The 26,886-nt window shown below is 52.0% G+C and carries 18 protein-coding genes; 9 read left to right on the top strand and 9 right to left on the bottom strand.

The window, feature by feature from the left end; genetic code table 11:
- Nucleotides 1-152: 152 nt before the first annotated feature.
- From KQI79_RS20590 to KQI79_RS20570, 5 genes are all read left to right on the top strand, one after another.
- Nucleotides 153-1,199, top strand: a complete 1,047-nt coding sequence (locus KQI79_RS20590; protein ID WP_216540184.1) for a LacI family DNA-binding transcriptional regulator — start codon at nucleotides 153-155, stop codon at nucleotides 1,197-1,199.
- 229 nt (nucleotides 1,200-1,428) lie between these two features.
- Nucleotides 1,429-2,733 (top strand): alpha-galactosidase, encoded by a 1,305-nt coding sequence (melA, locus tag KQI79_RS20585; protein WP_216540183.1) that lies wholly within the window; start codon nucleotides 1,429-1,431, stop codon nucleotides 2,731-2,733.
- Between the two features lie 25 nt (nucleotides 2,734-2,758).
- The gene (locus tag KQI79_RS20580) at nucleotides 2,759-3,697 is read left to right on the top strand and encodes a carbohydrate kinase family protein (protein ID WP_216540182.1); all 939 of its coding nucleotides are present in this window, start codon (nucleotides 2,759-2,761) and stop codon (nucleotides 3,695-3,697) included.
- Nucleotides 3,698-3,903: 206 nt separating this feature from the next.
- The gene (gene htpG / locus KQI79_RS20575) at nucleotides 3,904-5,784 is read left to right on the top strand and encodes a molecular chaperone HtpG (RefSeq protein WP_216540181.1); all 1,881 of its coding nucleotides are present in this window, start codon (nucleotides 3,904-3,906) and stop codon (nucleotides 5,782-5,784) included.
- Between the two features lie 269 nt (nucleotides 5,785-6,053).
- Entirely contained in the window at nucleotides 6,054-7,214 is a 1,161-nt protein-coding gene (locus KQI79_RS20570; protein ID WP_216540180.1) for an SEC-C metal-binding domain-containing protein, read from the top strand.
- A gap of 30 nt (nucleotides 7,215-7,244) precedes the next feature.
- Here KQI79_RS20570 and KQI79_RS20565 read toward each other — a convergent pair whose 3' ends face one another.
- A complete protein-coding gene (locus KQI79_RS20565) occupies nucleotides 7,245-8,366 on the bottom strand; it encodes a serine hydrolase domain-containing protein (RefSeq protein ID WP_216540179.1) in 1,122 nt (373 codons plus the stop codon).
- Nucleotides 8,363-8,941 carry a TetR/AcrR family transcriptional regulator gene (locus KQI79_RS20560; RefSeq protein ID WP_216540178.1) on the bottom strand — a complete coding sequence of 193 codons (579 nt, stop codon included), beginning with the start codon at nucleotides 8,939-8,941 and terminating at the stop codon, nucleotides 8,363-8,365. Before KQI79_RS20560 ends, KQI79_RS20565 begins: the two co-directional genes overlap by 4 nt.
- Before the next feature lie 618 nt (nucleotides 8,942-9,559).
- Between KQI79_RS20560 and KQI79_RS20555 the strand changes: the two genes are divergently transcribed.
- Entirely contained in the window at nucleotides 9,560-11,095 is a 1,536-nt protein-coding gene (locus tag KQI79_RS20555) for an ABC-F family ATP-binding cassette domain-containing protein (RefSeq protein WP_216540177.1), read from the top strand.
- Nucleotides 11,096-11,104: 9 nt separating this feature from the next.
- Here the strand turns inward: KQI79_RS20555 and KQI79_RS20550 are convergent, their stop codons facing one another.
- Nucleotides 11,105-11,665, bottom strand: a complete 561-nt coding sequence (locus KQI79_RS20550) for an SLOG family protein (RefSeq protein WP_216540176.1) — start codon at nucleotides 11,663-11,665, stop codon at nucleotides 11,105-11,107.
- A 152-nt stretch (nucleotides 11,666-11,817) separates the two neighbouring features.
- On the opposite strand from KQI79_RS20550, the gene KQI79_RS20545 reads away from it, so the two are divergent.
- On the top strand, nucleotides 11,818-12,306 hold the full coding sequence (locus KQI79_RS20545; protein WP_483311403.1) for a DinB family protein: 489 nt from the start codon (nucleotides 11,818-11,820) through the stop codon (nucleotides 12,304-12,306).
- A 120-nt stretch (nucleotides 12,307-12,426) separates the two neighbouring features.
- Here the strand turns inward: KQI79_RS20545 and KQI79_RS20540 are convergent, their stop codons facing one another.
- From KQI79_RS20540 to KQI79_RS20525, 4 genes are all read right to left on the bottom strand, one after another.
- Entirely contained in the window at nucleotides 12,427-13,119 is a 693-nt protein-coding gene (locus KQI79_RS20540; protein ID WP_216540175.1) for a VOC family protein, read from the bottom strand.
- Between the two features lie 190 nt (nucleotides 13,120-13,309).
- The gene (locus KQI79_RS20535) at nucleotides 13,310-14,149 is read right to left on the bottom strand and encodes a 1,4-dihydroxy-6-naphtoate synthase (RefSeq protein ID WP_216540174.1); all 840 of its coding nucleotides are present in this window, start codon (nucleotides 14,147-14,149) and stop codon (nucleotides 13,310-13,312) included.
- Nucleotides 14,146-14,862, bottom strand: a complete 717-nt coding sequence (locus KQI79_RS20530) for a futalosine hydrolase (RefSeq protein ID WP_216540173.1) — start codon at nucleotides 14,860-14,862, stop codon at nucleotides 14,146-14,148. The genes KQI79_RS20535 and KQI79_RS20530 overlap by 4 nt, the downstream gene beginning before the upstream one ends.
- 127 nt (nucleotides 14,863-14,989) lie before the next feature.
- Nucleotides 14,990-17,713, bottom strand: a complete 2,724-nt coding sequence (locus tag KQI79_RS20525; RefSeq protein ID WP_216540172.1) for an S-layer homology domain-containing protein — start codon at nucleotides 17,711-17,713, stop codon at nucleotides 14,990-14,992.
- A 1,062-nt stretch (nucleotides 17,714-18,775) separates the two neighbouring features.
- Here KQI79_RS20525 and KQI79_RS20520 point away from each other — a divergent pair.
- Together KQI79_RS20520 and KQI79_RS20515 are read left to right on the top strand one after the other, a co-directional pair.
- Nucleotides 18,776-19,771, top strand: a complete 996-nt coding sequence (locus tag KQI79_RS20520; RefSeq protein ID WP_216540171.1) for a Gfo/Idh/MocA family protein — start codon at nucleotides 18,776-18,778, stop codon at nucleotides 19,769-19,771.
- 268 nt (nucleotides 19,772-20,039) lie between these two features.
- A complete protein-coding gene (locus KQI79_RS20515; protein WP_367398218.1) occupies nucleotides 20,040-25,544 on the top strand; it encodes a glycerophosphodiester phosphodiesterase family protein in 5,505 nt (1,834 codons plus the stop codon).
- Between the two features lie 51 nt (nucleotides 25,545-25,595).
- Here the strand turns inward: KQI79_RS20515 and KQI79_RS20510 are convergent, their stop codons facing one another.
- Nucleotides 25,596-25,955: a GIY-YIG nuclease family protein gene (locus tag KQI79_RS20510; RefSeq protein WP_216540170.1), complete on the bottom strand. Its 360-nt coding sequence runs from the start codon at nucleotides 25,953-25,955 to the stop codon at nucleotides 25,596-25,598.
- Between the two features lie 11 nt (nucleotides 25,956-25,966).
- Nucleotides 25,967-26,740: a DUF2087 domain-containing protein gene (locus KQI79_RS20505; RefSeq protein WP_216540169.1), complete on the bottom strand. Its 774-nt coding sequence runs from the start codon at nucleotides 26,738-26,740 to the stop codon at nucleotides 25,967-25,969.
- Nucleotides 26,741-26,886: the final 146 nt, after the last annotated feature.

The following is a 26,886-nucleotide window of genomic DNA, read 5'->3' as shown; positions in this document are numbered from 1 at the left end:
CTAGAAAACATTCGATCGAAATGAATAAAACCGCATTACAAACCATCTATCAAATTGACCGCCCGCCCCATTTGACAAGAAAGAAGAAAAATGGATATGATGAACATCAGTAAAACGTTTGGGCAATCGATGTGTCCGAAGGAGCTGGTATTATGGCGACATTAAAGGATATCGCGGAACGGGTAGGCGTATCCATTTCCACCGTGTCCAGAGTCATCAATAACGACAACAGCAAAGTTGTCAGCGCGGCGACCCGGGACAAAATTTGGAAAGCGGTCGAAGAGCTGGGATATAAACCGAACGTTTGGGCCAGGAAGCTCGTCAAAGGCGAGGATTTGCCTCCATCCTCCGGCAAAAAAGCAGGCGCCATCCTTTCCGTGCCGCAGGGGAACTTCTCGAATCCTTATTTTTCGCTTGTCGTCAAGGGCATTCAGCAGGGACTGGCGGAAAGAGGCTATGAATTGTCGTATCTTCATACGATCGACGAGCTGCAGAACCCTGCCGTCAAACAGAAAGTGATGAAAGACATCCGCGTCGACGGCTTGATCATCGTTGAAGGCATTGACAGCAAACTGTATGAATATTTCAAAAAGAACGTGAATGTCATCGTCGGCGTCGATCTGAACGATCCGACGATTCCAACCGTCTCTTACGACCGCATCTCCGCCGCCAAGACCGCGGTCGACCATCTCATATCGCAAGGGCATTGCAAAATCGGCTTTATCGGCGGCCTCGGCCTGTCGAAGAACATTCGTCGGGAAAAAAGATTTCGCGGTTATTATTACGCCTTAATGGAGGCCGGCCTGGAGCTGAACGAAGCATGGATTATCGACGCCCACTGGCAAATCGAGAACAGTTATGAATCGATGAAACGGCTGTTGGAACAGGGAGGGCCGATCCCGACCGCCTTTTTCGTGGCCAGCGACGTGATGGCTATCGCCGCGATGCGCGCCGCATCCGAACACGGGCTTCGCATTCCGCAGGACATGGCTTTCGTCGGCGTAGACAATATCGACTTATCGCAGTATACCTCCCCTCCCTTATCGACGATTCATGTGCCGAAGTACGAAATCGGCCTGACCGCCGCCCGCCTGCTTGCGGATTATTTGGAAGAACGAAGCAACATCCCCGTCAAAGTGCTTCTTCCCTATGAATTGAAAATAAGGCAATCTTCCACAAACTTTGATGGCAACGATTAAATCGAAACTCCGCAAGGAGTTTTTTTCTTTTACCCAAACGTTTTCCTAACAAATCAATAAACCTTGAGTTTCTAAAATGTTGAAAAACACGACCATTACGCAATTTTTCTCATTGACAGAAAAAAGGCGAAGCGATAGAATCTAAGTATAAAGTTTGGGGCAAAAATGACGCAAAACAAATCAAATTTGTGCCCAAAAAAAGAAGGGTTCAAGGATGAGGAGGATGGACATGACGAAAATTAGCATTGTAGGCGCGGGCAGCGCCTTTACGCAGTACATCGTTGTCGATATTGCGAACATTCCGGGGTTGGGGGAAGATGTGACGATCGGTTTGATCGACATCGATGCGAAACGGCTTGAAATTGCCAAGCAACTTGTCGAAAAAGTGATCTCCGTCAAGAACAACGGGTGGAAGGTCGTCGCATCTCTCGATCGCAAGGAAGTGCTGCCGGGTTCGGATTTTGTCATTAACCAAATCGAAGTGGCCGGTCTGCAGACGGTCAAGTATGAATACGAGATTCCTTTGAAATACGGCGTCAAGCAATGCATCGGCGACACGCTCGGGCCGGGCGGCCTGTTCAAAACATTGCGTACGGTTCCGGCATGGCTTGAAATCGTGAGAGATATCGAGCGTTATTGCCCGCAATCGATCATATTGAATTATACGAATCCGATGTCGGCGGTAACGCTGGCGACCGTCAAATCGACTTCCGTGCCTGTCGTCGGATTATGTCACTCGATTCAAAATACTTCTTCGCAGCTTGCGGAATATTTGGGCGTGCCGTATGAGGAGTTGAAGTGGAGAGCGGGAGGCATCAATCATATGTCGTGGTTTGTCGAACTGACTCATCAAGGGAAAGACATGTACCCCGTCTTAAAAGAAAAGATGAAGGATCCGGAATTGTTGAAAAAGGACCCGGTCCGTTTGGACGCGATGGCGCACTTGGGCATGTTCGTCTCGGAATCGAGCGGCCACTTCTCGGAATATATTCCGTATTACCGCAAGCGCCAAGATTTGATCGACCGTCATTGCGGTGTCGGTTATAATGGAGGCACAGGCTTCTATGCGAACAACTGGCCGACCTGGAGAGCGGAGAACGACCGCAACATTATGGAGAAAGTATCGGGAGAGCAGGAACTCGATTTGACGTCATCGAATGAATATGCTGCTGTCATTATCGATGCGGTAGTCAACAACACGCCGCGCGTCATTTACGGCAATGTGCCGAATACGGGGCTGATCGACAATTTGCCAAGCGACGGCATCGTCGAAGTGGCGTGCATGGTCGACCGCAACGGCGTCCATCCGACGCATTTCGGCAGGCTGCCGGAGCATTTGGCGGCATTGTGCAAGAGCAACATGTCTTACTTCGAACTCGCCGTATCCGCCGTCCTCAACAAGGATAAAGAGATGGCGATTCATGCGCTGATGATCGATCCGCTCACGGCGGCCGTATGCTCTTTGGACGAAATCAAGGCGATGTTCGAAGAAATGTACGAAGCGGAGAAAGACTATATTCCGGAATTGAAATAGAATCGTGCAAAAAAGAGGGATAGCGATGGCCAACAATATTTTCGTGCTTGGAGAATTGAACGTGGATTTGATTATGACCGGGGAGGACGTCATGCCGGAATGGAATAAGGAGAAGCTCCTTTCCGGCTTCAGCATGGTTCTCGGCTCCTCCTCCGCCATAACGGCGTGCGGCTTGGCCGGGCTCGGGCAACAGGTTTACTTCGTCAGCGTCGTCGGCGACGATCATTACGGGCGATTTTGTTTGGAAGCGTTGGAAAAGATGAAGGTGGATACGAGGTATGTCGTGGTCGATCCGAATAGGCAAACCGGCGTGACGTTGTCGCTCTCCACCGAGCAAGATCGCGCCTTGCTGACGTATATGGGGGCGATTTCCGAACTGTCGCCCGAACATCTTCCGCAGGAAATGTACGAGCAGGCGGACCACATCCATTTCGGCTCCTATTATTTGCAGCGAACGATGAGGGACCATTGGAGCGACGTCTTCCGGGAAGCCGTACAGCGCGGAATCAGCACCTCGTTCGATACCGGATGGGATATCGACGAACAATGGCACCGGGACCAAATTAACGAGCTGCTTCCGTGGACGACGTTATTCATACCGAGCGAAGTGGAATTGAACCGGATTTACGGTGCGGAGCGGCCGGAGCAAGCCTTGGAACAATTGCCCGAAGGAAACGGAGCGGCAGCGGTCAAACGAGGCGCCGCAGGAGCGCTTTATCGAGCGCCGTCAGGCGAATGTATACAGATGCCTGCCTTTAACGTCGTTCCGATCGATACGACGGGAGCGGGCGATTCGTTCAATGCCGGTTTCATCTATAGTTATCTAAACGGGGACTCGCCCGAGCGATGTCTGCAGTTTGCTTCCGCCTGCGGGGCGCTCGCGACGCAACGAATCGGCGGAGCAAGCAGCGTGCCCAGCGTAGCGGATGTGGAGCAATTCATTCAACGCCAGCAATCATTGTAATATGCGAAGGCCGTACCCAGGAGGAGAAGCCAAGGGTGCGGCTTTTGTTATGGAATACAAGCGGACAAACGGTCCGGAAAAAGGAAAGTGCCAAAGTTAAATTCCCCGCCTCGTCTTGCATTGCCCATCAATATATGTTATATAAAAAGAAGAATTAGCACTCTGGATGTGGGAGTGCTAAATGTATGGAAAGGAGACTTGCACACATGGCCAAAAAGCAATTCAAAGCGGAATCGAAACGATTGCTGGAAATGATGATCAATTCGATTTATACGCAGAAGGAAATCTTTTTAAGAGAGCTCATTTCGAATGCGAGCGACGCGATCGATAAAATCTATTACAAAGCGTTGACCGATGAGAATCTGGAGTTTAATCAGGAGAATTATTATATTAAGGTAGCTGCCGACAAGGCGAGCAGAACGTTGACCATTACCGACACAGGGATCGGGATGACGAAAGAAGAACTGGAGAACAACTTGGGGGTCATCGCAAAGAGCGGCTCCTTGGCGTTCAAGAACGAGAACGAAGCCAAAGACGGCCATAATATTATTGGCCAATTCGGCGTCGGCTTCTACTCCGCGTTCATGGTTGCGGACAAAGTGACGGTAGTCAGCAAAGCTATAGGCAGCGAAGAAGCGTTCAAATGGGAATCCGAGGGCGCAGACGGTTATACGATCGTGCCAAGCGAGAAGGATTCGGTCGGAACGGAAATCGTGCTGCATATTAAAGAAAATACGGAAGACGACCAGTACGACGAATATTTGGAAGAATACCGTTTGAGATCAATCATCAAAAAATATTCGGACTTTATCCGTTATCCGATCAAGATGGATGTGAAAGGGCAGCGCCCGAAAGAAGGCAGCGAGAACGAATTCGAGGAATACGAAGAAGAACAAACGATCAACAGCATGGTGCCGATCTGGCGCAAAAACAAGAACGAGCTGAAGCAAGAGGATTACGAAAACTTTTACCATGAAAAACGCTACGGCTTCGACAATCCGCTTACGCATGTTCACATAAAAGCGGACGGAGCGGTCGTATATAACGCGATTTTGTTTATTCCCGAGCATACGCCTTTCGATTATTACACGAAAGAGTATGAGAAAGGGCTGGAGCTCTATTCCAACGGCGTATTGATCATGAACAAATGCGCGGACTTGCTCCCCGATTATTATAGCTTCGTCAAAGGGATGGTCGATTCCGAAGATTTGTCGCTCAACATTTCTCGGGAAATGTTGCAGCATGACCGCCAATTGACGCTAATCGCCAAAAATATTAAGAGCAAAATCAAAAGCCAATTGCTCAGCTTGTTGAAAGACGACCGTGAGAAATACGAGAAGTTCTACAATGCTTTCGGCAGACAACTGAAATTCGGCGTATACAGCGATTACGGAACGCATAAGGAAGAATTGCAAGATTTGCTGCTGTTCTATTCTTCCAAAGAGAAGAAGCTCGTTACGCTGGACGAATACGTATCGAGAATGCCGGAAGACCAGAAGTTCATCTACTACGCTTCCGGAGAATCGATCGAACGGATCGAGAAGCTTCCGCAAACCGAGCTCGTGTCCGATAAAGGCTATGAAATCTTGTATTTCACGGACGATATCGACGAGTTTGCCGTCAAGATGATTATGACCTACAAAGAGAAAGAGTTTAAGTCGGTTTCGAGCGGCGATCTCGGCATCGAGACGGAGGCGGACGACAAGCAGGCCGGTGCGGAAGAAGAAAGCAATAAGGATCTCTTCGAATCGATGAAGAGCATCCTGTCGGAGCAAGTGAAGAACGTAAAAGCGTCCAAACGTCTCAAATCCCATCCCGTATGCCTTTCTACGGAAGGCGAGTTATCGATCGAGATGGAAAAAGTGCTGAAGGCGATGCCGAACGGGCAAGACGTCAAAGCGGACAAAGTGCTTGAGATCAACATTAATCATGAGGTGTTCCAATCGTTAAAAGACGCCTATGAGAAAGATAAAGAGAAGTTCGCTTTGTACACGAATCTGCTGTACAATCAAGCGCTCTTGATTGAAGGATTGCCGATCAACGATCCGCTTGAATTTACGAACAATATTTGCAAAGTTATGGTGTAACCATGGAGGGATCGATTTTCCGATCCCTTTTTATATTGGAGGCGCCGCGTCGTTGTCGTGGGTTTGGCGGACCGTAGAGCCTTTAGTTTCGGGAAAAAGGGCGAAAAGATGAGTCGAGCGGACCTACGATCCCTTATTTGCCTTCGGAAGAGTGAAAACCCGGCCTTCTCAAGCAAACGTCTCCGTTTCCAAACACAGCACAGCGGGTTATTTTCATGTATAATGTAGACAAGGTAGTGTTAACGGATTTAAAAGTAGAGAGGTGCCAAATGATAGATTACAATAGTTTATATGAACAAAAAAACATTCAACATGCCATTATTGGCGATATAATGACCCGTTTGCCGGAAGCTCTTCGCAGCCTGACGAAGGCGAGACTTGCCGCGCTTGCATCCGAATACGGCGCAGCCGGACGTTCCAAGATGAACAAAGAAGATCTGGTCGATGCGCTCGTGCAATATATTACCGCCCCTGATCTTTTAGAATCTTTTTTATATATTGCGAGTCCCCAAGAGTGGAAGCTGTTTGAATCTCTGGTGAATGGTCCGATCCAAAACAATACCATCCCGTACGGAGATTATTGTCATTTTTTAGACAGGGGCCTGGTGTTCAGCTATTTTACCGATCATAAGTTTTACTTGGTTATGCCTGACGAAGTGAAAGCCGCGTACGCCGCGCTAAATACCGAGACATTCGCGAAATCGCGCGCGAGACGTCAACTCGTGTATCAATATATACTAGCGGCCAGCCATCTATATGGCGCTATTCAACCGAAGAAGTTGGTCGACATTTTCAATGAGCAAAATAGCGAACAACTGACCGAGCAAGAACTGGATCGTTATCTTGACGAGTTTCTCGCCAGAGAGCAGGTCTTCTACTATGAGAACGGGCATATTGTGGAAATGAGCGTCGAAGAGAAAGGGGATCTTGAAACGTTTCTGCACAACAGAGAAGGGAAGCCTTTCTACATTCCGCCCAAGAGCGAGTTTCTTAAATATGCGGACGACCAATATTTCGAAATGACCCCGCAACTAACGGCTTTGAAAAAATATGTTTCCGAACATTTGTGCAAAGATCAACAGATGGTGGAATATTTAATTGACGATGTCCAACTCGCTTGCTCGATGGAAGCCCCGTTGCAGGACATTATTTACGAGTTTGAGAGAAGAGATATTATATTCGATACGATGAAGCAAGCGGAGAAAGTCGTCTCTCTGATCACGGATATCCATAATCATACGAGATTGTGGAGGAACGCCGGACATACTGCGATGGAATTGGGGGAGATATCCGTACCCTCCGGTCAACGGCCAACGAAGGCACCTTTTCAGGTGTTGGTCAATGGGCAGATTGCCTCGAAGAAGATCGGCCGCAACGAGCCTTGTCCTTGCGGCAGCGGATTGAAGTATAAGAAGTGCTGCGGGAAATAAACGATCGGCCAAAAAGCCTGTTCCTTCCGTTCATAGAGGAGCAGGCTTATTTGCTTGCGAATGACGCCCGTTCATTTTCAATAGCGTATCGATCGCTTTGCCCATCAAGCGAATTCCTTTGCGCGTATAGCGAAACTGGTTTAAACTGCCGATGAAATAGCTGTCAAGCGCCGGGTGATAGAAACTGAACGATCCGGAGTAGCCGAAATTTCCCCATACATTATATCTTTGGGGCATAAGAACGGGAACGGTTCGAAACGCCGCCAATCCGTATCCGTAATCGATGCCGAGCATAAACTTCGACCAATCCTTCATTTTCTCGAAGCTGTCTTTCCGGATGATCTCATGCTTCGCCAACGATTTCATAAATTTCAGCAAATCTTCGGATGTAGAAACGATGGCCCCTCCCGCATATTCGATGCTGGCGCTTGGGTAGTGCGCCACATTTACCGTACCCGAATAGACGCCGGCGGTCGGGTATTCGTTTCTCCCGATCGGTTCGGAATGGTGCGACATATAAGAATGGACCATTCCAAGCGGCTGAAAAATATAGTGTCGATATGCTTCATGCAAAGGCATCGCCGTAACTGTCTCAATCATAAATCCTAGCAAATGATATCCGGTATCCGAATAATGGAATCCTTTCCCCGGCGGAAAACGGGTCTGTAAATGCTCTTTGGCCCATAAAACAACTTCTTGCGGAGACCAAAAGCGCGAAGGTTCGTCGACGAGGAGATCGAGCATCGCTCTCCCCGATTTGGGCTTATCCAGGAAAAAATCATGCAGCCCGGAAGTATGATTTAATAAATGTTTGATTTTGATCTCATGCGTATACTCTTTACCCTTATATACATGCAGCCGATGCAATAGTTCCGGCTCTATATAGCGGTCGATCGGATCCTCGTAGGAGACTCTGCCTTCCTCTTCCAACATCGCGACGAGAACGGACGTAAACAATTTGGTGACGCTTGCGATATAGTAAGGCTGCTGCGCGTTCGCCGGCAAGTTGCCGGTAGCGCCTTCCGCCATATTCCAATGAACGCCGTGCTTATCCGAATGGACCAGGAAATAGGCGTTAACAATGTTAGGGTCTTTCCGCACCATGTTTCTAAAATGATTCTCAATCCGCGCCTGAGCCAGATCCAGATTCATTCCCTCGCTCCTTTCTTGCGCAAACGGGCGGCAGTCAGCACATCCGCCGCGGCGCTGTCCAACATGCCGATTTCCCATGCTTCATCCGTATGTTCCGGCAGAAGCCCGTTTGCGGCCATGACCGACAGCCCCAGTTGAAAAATTCTCATTTTCAGCAAAATCGTTCTCAATTCCTCGCCGGTAAATCCGTCCAGTTGAGGATCTCGCTTCATTTGTTCGAGCAAAATGCCCATTTCGTTGTCGTAATCTTGCATATGCGGATTAGGCTTCATGACCAAATCCCGGAACAGCGCCGGATACTCCTTCGCAAAGCGCAGGCTGGCCAAGCCGATATCGCGGAACGGATCTCCCGTAGCATGCCGCATTAACATGTCCCGGCTCATGTCGGCAATTTTATGGATCACTTCCCGGACCAATTCGTCGACATCCTCGAAATTGACATAGATCGGAGCGATGGAACTGCCCAACTTCTCGGCGACTTTGCGGATCGTAATGCTGCCGATGCCTTCGGTTTTGGCGATTTCGAAAGCGGCGTCGACAATTTGTTCTCTAGCGAACTTTTTTTTCGGCGGCATGGACGGACCTCCTTGGATCATTAATATATACCAATTGATATATATCATATGATATTTATTGAAAATTGTATAGGGTGAAGTTTCCAAACAATCCGTGGTTGCATATACTCTATTTCATTCCCTTTTGTCGATATCCCTTTTGTTCAGAAAGTCCGTTTGCTTTCGTCGATAAGCGATCACTCGCTTCCCAAGAAGAGGATTTTTTGACGTGAAAAGGGTAGCTTCCCCATCTTTCCTTAACGAGCGGGATACCGACAAAAAGGGGAGATACGAGGAATTCTTGACACGCCCCCCGAATCTGGGTATACTTCTAGCAAGTATCGCAAAATTTTTCAATGAGGTGGAAAGGGAATGTTCTTTTTAACGACTGTTCTAACACGGGATTTGGCTTAAGACGGGAGAAGTCTGCCCATTTACAGGGATAAGCCAACCGAAGAACAGTAGATAAAGAACGCGATTCCTTCCATGCAATGAACCGTTATATTCAATGGGTAGGGCGTCTGTTCGCACTGCCCATTTTTTGTTGTATATACAATCTTTACGCGAATTGAATATGGATCTCTTTATTCGGCTGTTCTCTCGTTTGGCTTGAATGCAAAGCGAAAAGGAGAGAACGATATGAGTATGTTAACTGTAGACAATGTGACCCATATGTTCGGGGACAAAACGATATTTCGAAATATTAGCTTTCGGCTGCTGCGCGGAGAGCATGCCGGTCTCGTCGGGAGCAACGGCGCCGGCAAATCGACTTTGCTGCGCATTTTGGCCGGAGAAACGTTGCCCGATGCCGGCAACGTCGAATGGCACCCTCATTCGAAGGTCGGCTATTTGCAACAGCATATCGAGCTGCGAGCCGGTACGACGATGAGGCAATATTTACAGAGCGCCTTTGCGCATCTGTATGAGATCGAACAAAGCATGCTGCTGGCGGCGGAGAAGATGGCGGCGGGCGAGCATGCGGAGCGATGGATCGCGCAATTCGGAGAACTGCAGAGCATGCTGGAACAAGCGGATTTTTACCGGTTGGATGCGAAAATGGAAGAGGTTGCGGCCGGACTCGGCATGATCGAGATCGGCTTGGACCGCGATGTGGCTGAATTGAGCGGCGGCCAGAGAACGAAGCTGCTGCTGGGGAAGCTCTTGTTGGAAGAACCGCATGTGTTGCTGCTTGACGAGCCGACGAACTATTTGGACGACAAGCATATCGAATGGCTGACAACGTATTTGAAGAGCTATGAACATGCCTATATGGTCGTGTCGCATGACGAAAGATTTTTGAATGAAATTACAACGGCGATCTATCACTTGGAGCATCAATCCTTGAAGCGTTATACGGGGAATTACAAGTCCTTTCTCCGTAACTACGAGCAGAGTAGACAGCAATTGCAGGAAGCGTATGAACGGCAGCAGAAAGAAATCGTACGCTTGGAAAGTTTTATTCAAAAAAACAAGGTGCGCAAAGCGAAACAAGCGAAAAGCCGGGAGAAAGCGCTGGAAAGAATCGAACGCATCGATCGCCCGACATCTGCGCCGCAGCCGCGGTTTGCGTTCCGCGTTCACGCCGCCCCCGTCAGCCGGATCGTCGAAGCGCGAAATATACGAATCGGCTATACCGAGCCGCTGTTCGGGCCGATTGACGTTCAAGTGAATCGCGGCGACAAAATTGCCGTCGTCGGCTATAACGGGATCGGGAAATCGACAATGCTCAAAACATTGCTTGGATTAATGGAGCCTTTGAGCGGGACGGTACAATTGGGAGAACGGGTAAAGCCGGCTTATTTTGCCCAGGAGGATATGGCATCCTCGGCGACGGCGCTTGAACAGGTCTGGTCCTTGCGGCCCGATTTGACGCAGCGGCAAATCCGGCAAAATCTGGCCATGTCGGGGCTGACCGACAAGCATATTCGGCAACCGCTGCATTCGCTGAGCGGCGGCGAACAGGCGAAGGTTCGCTTATGCGAGCTGATGCTGACGGATAGCAACGTCCTGGTGCTGGATGAGCCGACGAATCATTTGGATGTCCGCGCCAAAGCCGCGCTCCGGCAAGCGCTCATCGATTATGAGGGTACGATACTGCTCGTCTCCCACGAGCCGGAGTTCTATGCGGATTGGGTGACCCAAGTTTGGAAAATAGAAGATTGGCGCAAGGAATAAAGCTTCGAATTATTCGCCGAATTCCCGGCTTTGCTCTTCGTCCGCGATCGTCTGGATTTCTTCCGAACCGATGCTGAGATAAATATAACCGTCCTGCGCCTGTTTCTTCAGCGCGCGTTCCTTGACGAATTTGGGGCTGGCTTCGCCGGCCTCCTCGTCATATACGAGCAGGATGCCGTCCGTCTTGCGAAACAGCAATTCATCGCGGGCGGCAAACTGCCATTTGCCGCTGTATGGCCCGTTGCTTACCGATCCGTAATAATCGACCTGTTGGACGATTTGCTCGAAATAAGACTTTTTCTCTTCGTTCCATCGTTCTTCCGGCTGGTTGTAGGCCGTAATGATCGAGCATTTCAATTGCCGATATTGCTTCTTAAGCGCAATCGCCGCCTCGCATGCCCATAAATCCACCCCATATTGGCCCGGAGTAATGACCCATTCCAATCCTTCTTCCAGAAGCGGGATCAGTCTGGCCGCAATGGCTTGGCGAATATAAGATATCCCTTTATGTTTAAAACCGTAAATGCCGAGCTCATGAGCGCGGTATCCGGTGACGAGTAGATTTTTCAACTTAAAGCTCCTTTATATTCAATGTCGTAGTCGTTATTATATCGAATTTGCGGGTGGAACGTCCATTGACAGACTGTGTCGCCGTCTTACGTTCGCCGGTTTATGGAGCGGATTGACGCTTCACAAAATGCGTGACTTGACGTTATGATGGAATAAAAAACGGAGGGATCGTTATTCTATTATTTTTTCGGTATAATTGGCAAGTTCGGGAAGAATGGTACCGGTGGTGCGAGGACGTCCCGGAGGAAGAACTGCTTCGCGTCCGCACAGGCGGGGTAGGGGGGATTTTGCATACCCTCTTCCATATCGTCGATGTGGAGTGGAGTTGGATTCGCGTTTTGCAAGGGAAAGACGATTTTCAGGAAAATTTCGACGAATATCGGAGCCTGGAACGGGTCCGCCAATTGGAGACGGCATTCCGGCCGGAAGTGGAGCAATTCCTGGCCTCTTGGGACGAGAGCATGGAGCAAAGGCTATTTCACGATCGGAGAGCGGACGGAAGCGAGGCAACCTACCGTTGGGGGGAAGTCATGCGCCATATCATCGCCCATGAAATCCACCATATCGGGCAATTGTCGGTATGGTCGCGGGAAATCGGGAAGAAGCCGGTTTCGGCAAACTTTATTGAGAAAGGGTTGTAGCTGCAATAATGCGGTAAGGTGCTTTCCTATACATATTTTGCATCGTTAAGGCCCCTTTACAGGCGTGTAATTCGCTTGCAGAGGGGCCTTCTGGGATTCTTCGACGGGGCGGTGTACGCTCTACGATTCGTTGATCAGTTCGTAGCGGCCTTCCTGAAGTTGAAGCGAACCGGACTTGCCGCTTTGCACGGCGATTTTGGCGGCTGCAACGACCGGCATCTTTCCTTCCGGAAACCAGGGCCTTTGTTTATCGACGACGATGAATAGTCCTTCGGCATCGCCGATCGCGGCGAATTGTTTCCCGTCGCCCTTCCAAAGCTCGAGGGCGAATGTATCGGTTATCGTACCGAGCGCCTCGGAGACTTGGTCGACGGGCAGGCCGATTTCACTAATTCGAAGCAGATGTTTCGCTTCGAAAGGTTCGTTCGCGGCATTATGAAACGTATGATGAGCAATGAATTCGATGATGTTGCCGTTCGGATCGTCGAAATAAACGGAGGTCGCATTCCAAGAATGGAAATGAAATTCGTCATGGCCTTGATCGTCTTTCAGCAAATCGATTCCCCGCTCTCTGAGCCATTGCTTCGCCTCCGCAAGCTTATTGGTCGGAACGGTAAAAGCAAGATGATAATAAGGGTTCTCCGCACCGGCATCGGCATCCGCATGCTCCTGAAACGTCAGAACCGATTCTCCAATCCGGATCGTAAAGGAAGTTTGGCGATCTGCATTGGCAGGCAGCCCTAGGCGCTCGCAGTAAAAGGTTTTCATCGCATCCAGGCAAAACGTTTGAATCGTAATTTCCTTTAATTTCATGCTCATTCCTCCATTCTTGAATTGGCGAACCGACTTGCGAATTCGTCACTTCGTTATTTTACATACATTATATACATAAATGTTTAAAAACTCAAACGATTAACCAACCGAATGGCGGAATAAACAAAGGCCCGTGGATTACCACGAGCCTAATGCTCTAGTGTTGCATGTGATGCGCCGGTATCGGACGTTATCGCAATAACGCCAAATCGACTTCGGGCACAAGCCCTTCTTGCGCGGCTCTGCCGAGCAAGGCGGCGACCGCGGCATAGCCGTCATCGCCCAAATCGGCCGTAAATTCGTTCACATACAGGCCGATATGAGCTTGCGCCACCTCATGGGACATCTCCTGAGCGTGGCTTAACACGTATTCGCGCGACGCTTCCGGATGCGCCCATGCGTATTCGACCGAAGCGCGGGTCCAGCCGGCGATCGCTTGCAAATCGAGCGAGCGGCGGGCAACGATCGCGCCGAGGGGAATCGGCAATCCGGTGTCGCTTTCCCACCAATTGCCCAAGTCGGTCAGCATGGAAAGCCCGTATGTCGGATAGGTGAAGCGCGCTTCATGGATGACCAGTCCGGCGTCGATCGCGCCGTCGCGAACCGCCGGCATAATTTCGTGGAACGGCATGACGACAATGTTGCCGACTCCGCCGGGCACGTTCTGCGCCGCCCATAGGCGGAACAGCAAGTAAGCGGTCGACCGTTCGCTCGGAACGGCGACGCTGCGGCCGGACAATACGGAGGGGTCCTGGGAGTCTGCGGCGCTGTTCTTGGTCAGCACCAGCGGCCCGCAGCCCCGCCCCAAAGCTCCGCCGCACGGCAGCAGCGCGTACTCGGACAGCACCCACGGCAAAGCCGCATAGGAGATCTTCAGCACTTCCGGCCCGTTGCCGCTTGCGGCCAGGCCGTTCGTAATATCGATATCGGCGTAAGTAACGTCAAGATTGGGCGCGCCGGGGAGGAGCCCGTGCACCCATGCGTGAAATACGAATGTATCGTTCGGACAAGGGGAAAAAGCAATATTCATGATGATAACACCTCCGGTAAAATAGAGCTTGCCGCTTCGAGCGCATTTAGCGCTTCTTTGATGCGCCAGGCCGAACGGTCGCGAGGTCCGACCGCATTGGAGACGGCGCGTAGCTCCAATATGGGGAGACCGAATTCGAGGGCCGCGGCGGCTACGCCATATCCCTCCATCGCTTCGGCTGTCGCGCCGGGGACGCGCGCCGCAAGTTCCGCGGCCGTTGCCGCGGTGCCCGTCGTTGTCGAGACCGTAAGAATCGGTCCGCTTCTTACGGGAAGCCCGGCTTGCTGCAACGAGGCGACGATGCGGCCCGCCAGGCCGTCATCGACGGGAAGGCGCGCCGAGCCGAATCCAAGCTCGTCCACGCTTAAGAATCTTTCCGGCGACTCCGCGCCCAAATCGGCGGCAATGATGAGGCTGGCCAACACGATGTCGCCGATCTTCGCTTGGCCGGCATAGCCGCCCGCGATTCCGGCGTTGACGACCAAGCCGTAACCGGGCTTTCCGTCCGCGCCGGCGGATGCGCCGAGCGCCTTCGCCGTTCTTGCCGCGGCGACGGCCGCCCCTACGCCGGATAATAGGACGTCGAACCTGCCGTCGCCTTGGAGTCCGCGCATTACCGCTGCTCTCTCGGCTTCGACCGAGGTCATTATAAGGATGCGCCCTTCCTTTTCACGCTGCGCGAACGATGTTGATATATTTGGACTAGAACTCATGAGTGAAAACTCCTTTATCGTTTTGAAGCTCGGTGTTCACCCAAAATAATACCATAAATTCAAGGGCCCCCGAAAGAGAAGAAGACTCCCCGGCGGAGGAGCCTTTCGTCAGACGATACACGGATTGCTAGTTCTCATGCTTTCTCAACATCGCTAGAATCAATGATACGGCTTCCGCTCTGGTGGTGTCCGCTTGTGGCGCGAAAAGGCCGTTTTCTCTGCCATGGATCAGACCTGCTTCGTGAGCCGCCGCCGCATACGGACCGGCCCACGCCGGAATCAGATCGGCATCGGCATAGGGCAGCGCTGTTTTCGATTCGGCCTTGAGGCCTAACGAACGCACGATCATGACGGCCGCTTCCATGCGGGCAATCTTGCGGGCCGGACGGAAGGTGTTGTCCTCATACCCGATAATGATGCCCGCTTCTACCGCTTGCCGTACGAAAGGCAACGCCCATGCGGGAATTCGGTCGCGGTCGGCGAACGTTAAGCCGCTGTCTTCTACCTTCCATTGCAGCGCGCGTGCCAACATCGCCGTAAATTCGCTGCGCGTCACCAGACCGTTCGGCCGGAACGTGCCGTCTTCATATCCGTTGACAATTCCGAGGTTTACGGCTTCCCGGATCGACGCTTGCGCCCAATGCCCGGCAATATCCGTCAGTTCTATGTCGGATGAGCCGCTTTGTTGTCCGGCCGTACTGCCATGATCCCGGGGATTGCCGCCTTGATTTGCATGATTGTCCGGATTTTCCCCGTTATCTCCGCCTGACTTGCCGTCATCCGCTTTGCCGCCTCCGGACGAACCTCCGCTAGACGAACCCCCGCCGGATGACCCGCCGCCGGAGTTCCCGATACCTTCTTTGAGGGACGCCAAGACGTTCTCCGCAGCAACGAGCTTCTGAAGATTGGTTACCTGCGCCTTTTGTTCCGCAGTAAGTGCCGAGTAGGCGGCTCGAATGCCGGCCGCTTTGCCTTTATCCTTGATTTGCAGGTTGCCGGTATCCAGATGAGCGATGCGGATGTCGATCGCTTTTGGCTCGAGATTGATAAGATTTGCAAGATAGCTTTCATTCAATAATGCGCGCTGTGCCTCGGTAAGGGAGTTCACTACTTCGCGCAGACGCGCTACATACATGGCATCCGTCAGGGTCGCCCCATTGGCGGCAAAACGTTTGCCCACCATATTGCTGCCCGTGCTTCTCAGGTATCCCACCAAGGTGTTGACCGCGTCGGCGGCTTCTTGGTCCGACTTGAACAATGCCGGGAAGGTCAGCGGATCTTTGACGGTAAAGTCTACCCAAGTAATGCCGGCTTTTTGCCGGGTTGCTTCGGCCAATCGCTCGCTCAGACTTTTGATAACCGGTTTGTCCAGCGGATAGTACCACATAGCGTCCTTACGGTAACCGATCTGGTACAACACATCATTGGGGTAGAAAAAATCGGCAAACACCTTAAATTCGGGAATGAATCCCATCGTATCGTCATACATCCCCGGCACTTCTCCGTCGATGCTGCCGATGCTCTGGCTGTCGTTGACGAACAGAATATCGCTGCGGTATGTCGGCGGCAGCCAGCGTATGTTGTAATGTTTCAAAAACATACGATAGGTAGGATGAATCGACTTCAAATGTTCGTCCCAATCCTTCGCTAACGCGTCGGTAATCGGCAATCCTGCATCCTCGGAGACGCCGTAATACCACTCGACGTCAACGCCAAAACCAATGACGCTCTCGTGATGCCCATATTTGGCGAAAATCAAGTCCATCAACGTTTTCATGTCCGCAAAGCCGGATTCGACTTGCAGGAACACCTTGATGCCGTGTTCGTCGAAGTAATTCAAATACTCTTCGTGAGACAGATGGCCTTCCTTGGCAGGCGGAGCGAAGCTTATATTAAGGGCGGAGTAATCGACGCCGTCATTGGGCTGTTCAAACTCGAGTTTCGTGCCGCCGATCCCCGCATCTTCGTCCAATCTGCCGATAATCCAGATATAAGTCGGCTGCGCGCCGGGGAAGTAACCGGCCATCTGATCGGTAATATGCTGCCAGTCGGCGGTTCCCAGCCACCGGCCGCTCACGCCGTAATCGGAGGAGCGCGTGCCGGCATAGACGATATTGTCCGGCGCTTTATGCGGCAGCGGTTTGCCTTCCCAGGCGGCAATCTTGTTCTCCGCTTCCTTCAACAGGCCGTAATTGGTGACGACCGCTTTCTGGTCGTCGGTCAGCGCGTCGTAGGCCGCTCTGGCTTTGATCGCCGCAGGCTTGTCGGATAGCTTTAATACTTGCATCCGCTCGATAACCGCTTGCGCCTGCTTCGCTTTTTTATAGTTATCTTCTTTGACGACCCTTAACTCATCAAGCTTCGTTTGAAGCTGGTCAAGTTTGTACACGTTGGCAACAACGCTTTTTTGCTTGTCGTTCAATCCGTCGTATGTATCGGTAAGCACGCCTAGCAGGCCCTCGTCGACAGGGGAGGCGATCTCTGCGCTATCGATCCACAATTTCAAAATCTGGGCCTCTGCTTTTTCCAGCAAGTGCAAATTCGTTACTAGCTCTTTTTGCGGCGTGTTCAGTTTATTGTAGTATTGTCTCGCCAATACAACCGATTCGCGATCGGCGAGAGTCGTTACGTTCAGCGCGTCGATCATGTTCATGACTTTCTGATCGGGCCTAAGAGCCTCTTGGGATAATTCTATCTCCGCAGATTGATTCTCGGTGCTTTCCGGTTGATCTTCCGCCTGTAGCGAGGTATTGGCAACAACCGCCTGATCGCCTTGTTCGGCAAAGCCCGTTCCTGCGTAACATGTCGTTAGAAAAACAATCATTGCCATGGCAACAGCAAATCTTCGCATGATAGATCCTCGTATTAATCTGAAATCGTTCATACTGCGTTCAACTCCTTAACAATCGGAAATGTGAAAGCGTTGATCAGCCACAATAACAACATGATGCCGATCAAATAAAGCGGGAAAGAAACGGAACATTCCAGATGGTGAGTATCGTAAAGACGATTAGCGGATTCGAATGGTGAGTACCGTAAAGACGATTAGCAGATTCGAGATGTTGAGGATGAATTCTCGCAGGCTTGACAGGGATGAGGGCAATAAAAATGAGGTCAATATGTATGCAGTGCGGTTCAAATTTTAGCCCATTGACTATAGCCGCAGATCTCCTCCTTTCCGGCGAATTGGATTAAAGTTAAACCGCTTATACTTTTGGATTATACCACATTTGCCTTGCTTCATCAATTGGGGATAGGCAATAGGCGTGAGGACGACCAAGAACGGACAATGCCGTTCCGCCGAAAACCGGGGAACTGACGTTACGAATCGTTGAGATATGTCGAAACGCGTATTATTCCGGCCGGAACGTTCTGGAACGGAACGACCGCTCGCGAAGTCATTATGATGCGCCATTGGAAAATGTACAACGAGAGTGGCAGATTTGGAGCTCATACCGGGGTTCTATTGGAAAACATCCAATAGATTCGCCCATTTTTCGCCGTTTCACGCGTTTTCGCCTGATTCTATTGGATGAAATCCAATGAACGGCCGCATATTCCACCTCCAATAGAAAAAACATTGGATAATATCCAATGGACCTGACCGCCGGAACTGTCCAAAGCGGTCAGACCGCTGCCATGTGATGCCATAGAGCGTGCTGAAGTTACGTATGATGCGAAACGCGAATGAAACGGAGTTACAATATCATCGCCCGCCAACCGACCGCCCCATAACAATAGCTCATCAATCATCCGCCCGCCAACCGATCGCCCGCCAACCGCTTGGCGGCATCGGCGCCAATCCGCCGCCAACAACCTCCCTATCATTCCGCTACTCCCAGTTCTCTTACTTGCGAAACTTGCCATATCAATTAATATAGTAGGTAGGCACATGAACAAAGGGGAGATCACTATGATACGATTTGGCATTATCGGAACGAACTGGATCACGGAAAATTTCATTCAGGCGGCGCGTCAGTCGGAGGACTTTGCTTTGACGGCGGTCTACTCCCGGACGGAAGAGAAAGCGAAGGAATTCGCGGCGAAATTCGACATCCCGCATCGGTTTACCGATTTGGAGAGCATGGCGGCAAGCTCCGAACTGGATGCCGTTTATATCGCCAGCCCGAATTCTTTGCATGCGGAGCAGGCGATTCTTTGCATGAGTCATGGCAAGCATGTTTTATGCGAGAAGCCGGCTGCATCAAATAGACATGAGTTGCAAAAAATGGTAGACGCCGCCAGAAATCATGGTGTATTATTAATGGAAGCTTTGAAATCGACGCTGCTTCCGAATTTTCAAAGCATCCGCGAACACTTGCCCAAGATCGGGCCGGTTCGCCGCTATTTTGCAAGCTATTGCCAATATTCTTCGCGCTACGACGCTTATAAGCAAGGCACGATTCTGAATGCCTTTAATCCCGCCTTCTCGAACGGCTCCTTAATGGATCTCGGCGTGTACTGCATCTATCCGCTGGTCGTGCTGTTCGGGAGTCCGAACCGGATTCAAGCGGAAGGGACGATGCTCGATTCGGGCGTGGACGGGCAAGGTAGCCTTCTCCTGGCATACGAGGGAATGGAAGCGGCCATCATGCATTCGAAAATATCCAACTCCTATCTTCCAACCGAAATTCAAGGGGAAAACGGAACGATGGTCGTCGATCGCATCAACCAATCCCGGAAAGTCGAAATTCGTTACCGCGACGGAAGCGTTGAGGATGTTACGAAACCCCAAACGAAAGAAAGCATGTATTACGAACTGCAAGAGTTTATCGATGTGCTGAAAAGCGGGCGTCTGGAATCGGCAACGAACAGTTACGCCAACTCCTTAGCGACGATGGACATTATGGACGAGGCCAGACGGCAAATCGGTCTTGTCTTCCCTGCGGATCGCGCAATTTACAAATAATTTACGCATGTTTGATGTACCCTTAACATACGATTGATAGAGTAGAATGGCAGGACCTGGCATGGACAGCCGAATATCGACGGGTGTGAGTCAAGGAGAAAGCCCTTTATGCAATGGATGCGGAGCGTGCGAGCGCTGCCCTCATCCGGCGGATGAAGGGTTTTTTATTTTCCCTGAAAATAGCCTGCAGCTTCATCGGGTTAAAGAAAGGAGGCAGTAGCAATCTGCGGTTGTCAAACTCTATGAATAGGGAAGGGATTGAGGACAAGTGAAAAGCCGTTCCAAGTATTTGGCTGTTTGGATCGTCGTATCTTTGTTGTGGGGAACGTTGGAGTCAATCTGGTTGGGTTCGCAAGCGGAGGCTGATGCCGCGGAGACGGACCGAAAAACGATGGAGGTGCGCCAAACGGCAACCCCTCCTGTCATTGACGGAAGCTTGGACGAATCGCTCTGGACGATGGACCAGCCGCTGAACGCGAGATTGGGCGAGGGAAATTTCCAGGACGCCCGATTCGGGCTGCTATGGGATTACAAATACCTTTATATCGGGGTGGAAGTGAAGGACGATACGCTCATCCATAACGGCTCGGGGTACTGGTTCGATCAAGACAACATCAACCTGTTCTTCGATCCGACGCTGCACCAGTCCGCTCCGTTCGCCGAAGACGACATGCAGTTGGGGTTCGTCTATCAACCGGGAACGACCACGCCGGAATTTCATTTCGGCGCGGCGCTGAACAATCATACCGGCAAGGACGAGAAGAAGATTTTGCGTGCGATTCGCACCACCGGCGACGGATGGTCGTTGGAGGCGGCCGTGCCTTGGGATATGCTTCGGTTCGATCCCGCAACGGACAAGCGGTTCGGTATGGAGATCGGCGCGACGGACCGGTACGGAACGGCCTCCGCCGAGCAAAGGTCGAGCTATTGGAGCGCTTATAACGAGACTAGTTTCTGGAACAACACGGCGGGCTATGGAATGATCCATTTAATCGACGGGAATCCGGTATCGGGTCAAGTCGACCCTATCTTGCTGGAAGACAACTTCGACGGGATTCAACCGGGGGAAATCCCTTACGGCTGGTTGTCGGATACCGCTGCCGGCAGCCCTCCCTTCTCCGTCGTGCAGGATACGTACGGCAACGGCATGATGACGTTCGACGGAAATGCGGCGGGCAAGCAGAGCAGAATATTCGCGCCCGTGCAATGGGACGATTATACGATTGAAGCGGATGTGAGGTTCGAGAAGGTGCTCAACGGCGCAAGATGGGCATCGCTTATCTTCAGAGCCGCTTCGAACGGCAAGCCTCCTTACAATCAGATGGCCGTACGCCAGAACGGGGCCTACGAGATCGCGTACCGCAAACCGGACGGCGCTTGGTCGGTGCCTGTCAGCGGAACGTGGTCGCAGCCGCTTGCCTTGGGCTCGGACTACACGATGAAAGTAAGGGTCGTCGGCAACAATGTGAAGGAATATATTAAAAAACGGGACGATGAAGAATTTACGCTGTTGGTGGATCGAAGCTTAAACGCCGATTTGCTGGAAAGAGGGAAAATCGGATTTCAGGCGGATCAAAGCACCGTATCGTTCGACAATTTGAAAGTGACGAGAATTACAGCCGAGCGGCTCGATCTCGCGATGCCTGATTCGGTCGAGGCTTTGACCGGTCCGATCAGCGTCACGGGAAGCGTCTATTATTCGGACGGGCTTACCGAACCGGCGGATGCCGGCCGGATCAAGCTGTATTCTTCGGACGAGAGCGTCTTCAAAATCGTCGATGGCCGCATCTATCCGCTGAAACCGGGAACGGCGACCGTAACGGCCGTCTATTCCAATGCGTCGTCGTCGCGCCAAATCGCCGTCACTCCTTCCGCGTCCGGAGCGAAAGTGATCGCGATCAAGCATGAAGAAGGGTATGTATTGGCCCAATCCGGGGAAGCGATCGATCTGAATGCCGTCTCGTTCGAGGTGGAGAAGAGCGATTTTACGTCCGGCGTCATGCTGGGAGGCGATTTCGAATGGGCTTCGGACAGTGCCGACGTGCGGGTGGAGAACGGCGAACTCCTCGTTATGCGCAAAGGCGTGTATCCGGTTCAAGCGCGTAAGGACGATGCTTCCGTCCATCTGCTGATCGTTGCGAAAGATCCGGAAGATGCCGAGTATGTGCTCTACGAAGAGAACTTCGATCAAGTGCAGGAAGGCACGCTGCCGGAAGGCTGGACCAGAATTCAGGGCAGTACGGCCGGAGCCGCCGGCGTGAAATCCGGCGCATTCGAGATGAACGCGGCCGCCGCTCCCGACAACCCGTCAAGAGTACTGCTGCCGGCTTATTTAGGGCAATTCGGCAATTATCAAATCGAAGCGGATGTAACGCATCTGGCGGCGAACGACGCGTCCAGATGGCATTCGATCATGTATAGGGTCCAGAACGATAATTATCCCTATTACCAAATGGCCGTCCGCCAAAACGCCACCGCGGCCAACGGCGTGGAATTTGCGGAACGCACCCCTTCCAACCAATGGAACGTAATGGATCGAGGCTCGCACACCGAGCGGATCGATGCCGGCAAAATGTACCGCTATACGGTCATTGCCTACGAAAACCGGGTGCAGGAGTTTATCGACGGCCGCTTGATTGTCGATACGGATATGGCGAGCGCCTACGCGAAGGGAAGAATCGGTTTGCAGGCCGACGGCAGCAAAATGAAGGTGGATAACATTCGCGTCTCGCTGCGGCAAGATCCTTTGCCGCCGATGAAAGCCGACCGGTTCGTGCAAGTGACGGAGCCGGAAACGAAAATTTCGATGGCGCCCACGGTTGTGAAGGAGATAGGCAGCTTGAAGGAATTGTCGGACTTGAACGGCACGGTTCTGCCGGCAACCGTCGTTCTGCATGTGAACGAAGCTTTGAACGTGACCGATCCGGCCGGACGGAAGGAAATCGGCAGCCTCGAAGAGGCGCTGGACATTATTGCCGCGCGGATGATTCCGGCTTTCTACGTGAAAGACGAGCAAACCGTCGACCGGTTGACGGCCTTTCTCGACGATAACGGCTTGGAAGATGCGTTTGTGATGTCTGCGGACGTCGATCTCGTCCATCGGGCGAGAACCGCTTACCCGATCATTCGCGGCATCGTAGATTTCACCGGTTCCATCCGGGGCGAACTGAGCCGGAACGACTTGCTTGATATTCGCAGAAAGACGAATGCCAGCCTGTCGAAAATCGCGCTCTTGCCGCAAAGCGCCGCCTCCGCCGATCAGGTTGCCCATCTTCAGCAGCGCCTGATTGCCGTATGGGTGAAAGAAGACGCGAGTCAGGCGAACAGCGAGCTGTCCAAACACCGCCTCATTACGGCCGGCGCGAACGGCATCGTCACCGGCTCCCCCGACACGGCCTTCGCGGCATTGCGGGTATACGCGAATCAGACGACGCTCGTTCGCAAGCCATACATTATCGGCCATCGGGGAATGCCGTCCGTAGCGCCCGAGAATACGATCGTCAGCAACAGGCTCGGGTTGGAAGCGGGGGCCGATTTTATCGAGAACGATATGTTTCTCTCCAAAGACGGCCATTTGGTCATCGTCCACGATGCGACGTTGGACGGCACGACCAACGGTACGGGGAGAGTGGAGGATTATACGCTCGCGGAACTGAAGAAGCTGAACGCCAATAAGCCGTTTCCGGAAGGATACCCGTTCGAGCCGATTCCGACCTTGGACGAACAGATCGATCTCGCTTTGGAAAAAGGAAAAATGGTGTTCGCGGAAATTAAAACGAACACGCCCGAGGCGGTCGACGCTTTTGTGAAAGTCATTCGCGAGAAAGGCGCGGAGGATGCGATCAATGCGATGTCCTTTGACGCAAACCAACTGAGACGGCTGGCCGAATTGATGCCGGAAATGCCGTCAGGCATATTGGCCGGCGGATACGCCAACGAATCCAATGTGAACAAATCGTTGCGGGAAACGTTGAAGCTGATTCAGCCGCTCAATGCGACGTTTAATACAAGCTACGGCGGGCTGGGCAAAAACTTCATGGAAGCGGCAAAACATCGCGGAATTTTGATCTCGCCTTGGACGTTCAATAATAAAGCCGATTTCATCCGTTTCTTCGAGTTGGGCGCTTGGGGCATTACGACCGATTATGCGTATTGGGCGTCGGACTGGGCGATTGCGATCAGGCCGGAGCAAGAGAAAGTGGAACTGAAAGTCAACGATAAGGTCGCCTTGTCTGCTGTCGTCGAATCCTATAAAGGAGATCGAACGACGGTCGTACCGGAAATCGTTGTCGTGGACGGCCACAATGCGATTGACACGAAGGGCGGCGAAGTGATCGCCAAGAAACCGGGAACGGCATACGCGCTGCTAAGATATACGGCTTATATCGATGGCGACCATCCGTACGACATTTATACCCAGCCGATTGCGATTCAAGTGAAAGGCCAAGGAAGCGACGGAGGCAATAACGGGGGAGGAAACGGCGGTAATAACGGCGGAAACAACGGCAATTCGGGCGGAACGGGCTCCCATCCCCAATCCGGGAACGATAAAGCTCCCGATTCCGGCACGAACGGCGGTTCCGGCGATACCGGAGCTCAACCGGCGGGAGCGATCGCAGCCAAAGACGGCAAGGTGGATGCTTCAGAGCTAAAAGAATCGCTGCAAGCCTCCCCCAACGTCGAAGTGACGTTCTCCGGAGAACGGCTGGAACTGCCTGCGGCGGGATTGCTGGAAGGAAGCCGCAAGGACGGACGCACGCTCGTCATGAAAGGCGACAACGGTTCGTATGTATTGCCGCTCTCCGTTCTGAAATGGGAAGACTTGGAGCGCCGCTTGAATGAAGAGGCGGAGCAACTAACAATCCGCCTTACGTTCGGCGTGTTGACGGGAAGCGAAGACGCCGCCGCCCGGGCCGCGGCGGAGAAAGCGGGCGGAACGCGCATCGGGGATGCGTACAAGCTGCAAGTAGAAGCGGTCAACCAAGCCGGGAAGGCGGTGCCGGTCGCTTTCGGTTCCACTTACGTATCCCGCACGATCGTCATCGACGGCATCGTAGATCCGGGCAAGGCGACGGGAGTGCTCTACGATCCGGCAACGCAGCAAATCCGATTCGTGCCGACCGTATTCGCCGTGAGCAACGGCCAAACAATAGCAACGCTGAAACATCAAGGAAACGGCATTTATATGATCGTGGAACATGACAAGAGCTTCGCGGACATGGCGCGGCATTGGGCGCGCCAAGATGTGGAAATGCTGGCCAATAAGCTTGTCGCGGAAGGCAGGGGCGGCAGCCGCTTCGACGCGGACCGCAGCATTACCCGTGCCGAATTTGCGGCGCTGCTGGTTCGCGCGCTAAGCCTGGAGCCGGACGGCTCCGCCGCAACGGACTTCCGGGACGTGGCCGCGGCCGCCTGGTACGCCGAAGTCGTGAGCGCGGCCGCCGCCGCGGGCCTCGTCAACGGCTATGCGGACGGAACTTTCCGGCCCGATCAAACGATTACGCGCGAAGAATTGGCCGCAATGACGGTCCGCGCGCTATCCTACATCGGCGTCGCTGCGGAAATACCCGCGGCGCAGCAGGCCGATCTATTGGGCCGGTATAAGGACGCTGGCCGAATCGGATGGGCGAAAGCCGAGATCGCCGGAGCGATCGAAGCCGGGCTCATCCAAGGCATGGCGAATTCGGAGCTCGGCCCGGACAAGAGCGCCACGCGCGCGCAATCGGCCGTTATGCTGAAGCGTCTCTTGAGCAAAGCCGGTTTTATCAACTAAACGCGTGAACGCGAAACGCCCCCCTTGCTCTCACGACAAGGGGGGCGAATTCTACCGTTCGGCTTTCGGCTTGTTATACCCCCGTTCACCGTACGGCTGCAATTGATCCAACCATTTCTGCTCCAATTTCTCCAACTCGTATTTCAAATCGAAATAGCCGTCTTCCTTCTTCTTCAACGTTTCCAATATTTCTATGACAAAAGACTCCTCTCCGAATTGTTTCCAGTCTTCCTGCAACGCTTTGTTCGGAAATCCGCCTGTTTTCAGCATAAATAATTTTCCGTTCAGCGTTCTCAAGTTCGGCGTGCTTTCGACCCATATTTTTTGGTTTGCCGTATTTCGAATTTGGTATACGCCGGCTTCCGTTTTCATTTCCTTATACTGCCTCTGCAGTTCTTTTTTGCGATCCATTGTTCATGCTCCTATCTTGCAGATTCCGCTTTCAGCCAGTACTCGCTGCCGTCCGGCTTGCGGTCCATAAATCCGTATTCAATCAAATATCTGCGCAAAATCGCGTAATCGTCGTAAATTTCCTGCAATATGCCGTTCACTTCCTTCTCGGTATAGATGTGTCCGCCGGGAAAACGCGCGGCGATGTGCCGGACGACCGCCAATCTCTGTTTTTCCTTGAGCGGGAATTTCTTCAAAGGGCCGTCTTTGCCGTCCGGAAAATATTGATTCAATATTTTCTCGTTCTCGGCCCGGGTCAAATTATAACGGTCGTCGACCCATTTGGCGGTAACGTGAACGTTGACGAAAGACGGCGCATGGCTGTCCTTCTCCTTCAACAGCTCCATGACGGTGAGCAGCACTTTGGCCTGGCGTTCCTTCTCCTTTAACGCGAAGCGGTGGTTGCGGATCGTCGAAGCGCTGCCGATGCCGAGCTCGCGCTGGATCTCTGCGTCGTTCTTTCCTTGGTAGAATAGTTGAAGCAGACGGTTTTGATGCTCCGTCAGCCCGGTCATTTTTTTATCCAGTCCGATCAAGTGTTCGAATACCGAACCGTGCACCCGTTCTATGTGAACGCGCGCGAATTTTTCCGCTTCGTATAAAATGCCGCTCTCTCCATCCGGATATATGATTCCCTTCTCGAACGATTGGCCGCATAGCAGGCAAATATAGTACTCCCCTTCTTGAACGTAGCCTCGTTTCAATTGTTCGACAGAGGCGTTCCAAAAACGTTCAGAATTATCCAAGACAAACACATCCTTGAAACGTTTATTATATCATAGATATTATTTAATATTGTCTATTGATTGTCAAGTTCCATTTGCGACGAGAGCGTTTTGTTGCCTCAAATTGCAGGGAAATGCTGGGCGTTTGTCGAAAACTAATTTGGAAA

This window comes from Paenibacillus sp. MSJ-34, assembly GCF_018918005.1.
Lineage (GTDB): Bacteria > Bacillota > Bacilli > Paenibacillales > Paenibacillaceae > MSJ-34.
This window is presented reverse-complemented; position numbering and strand designations above follow the sequence as displayed.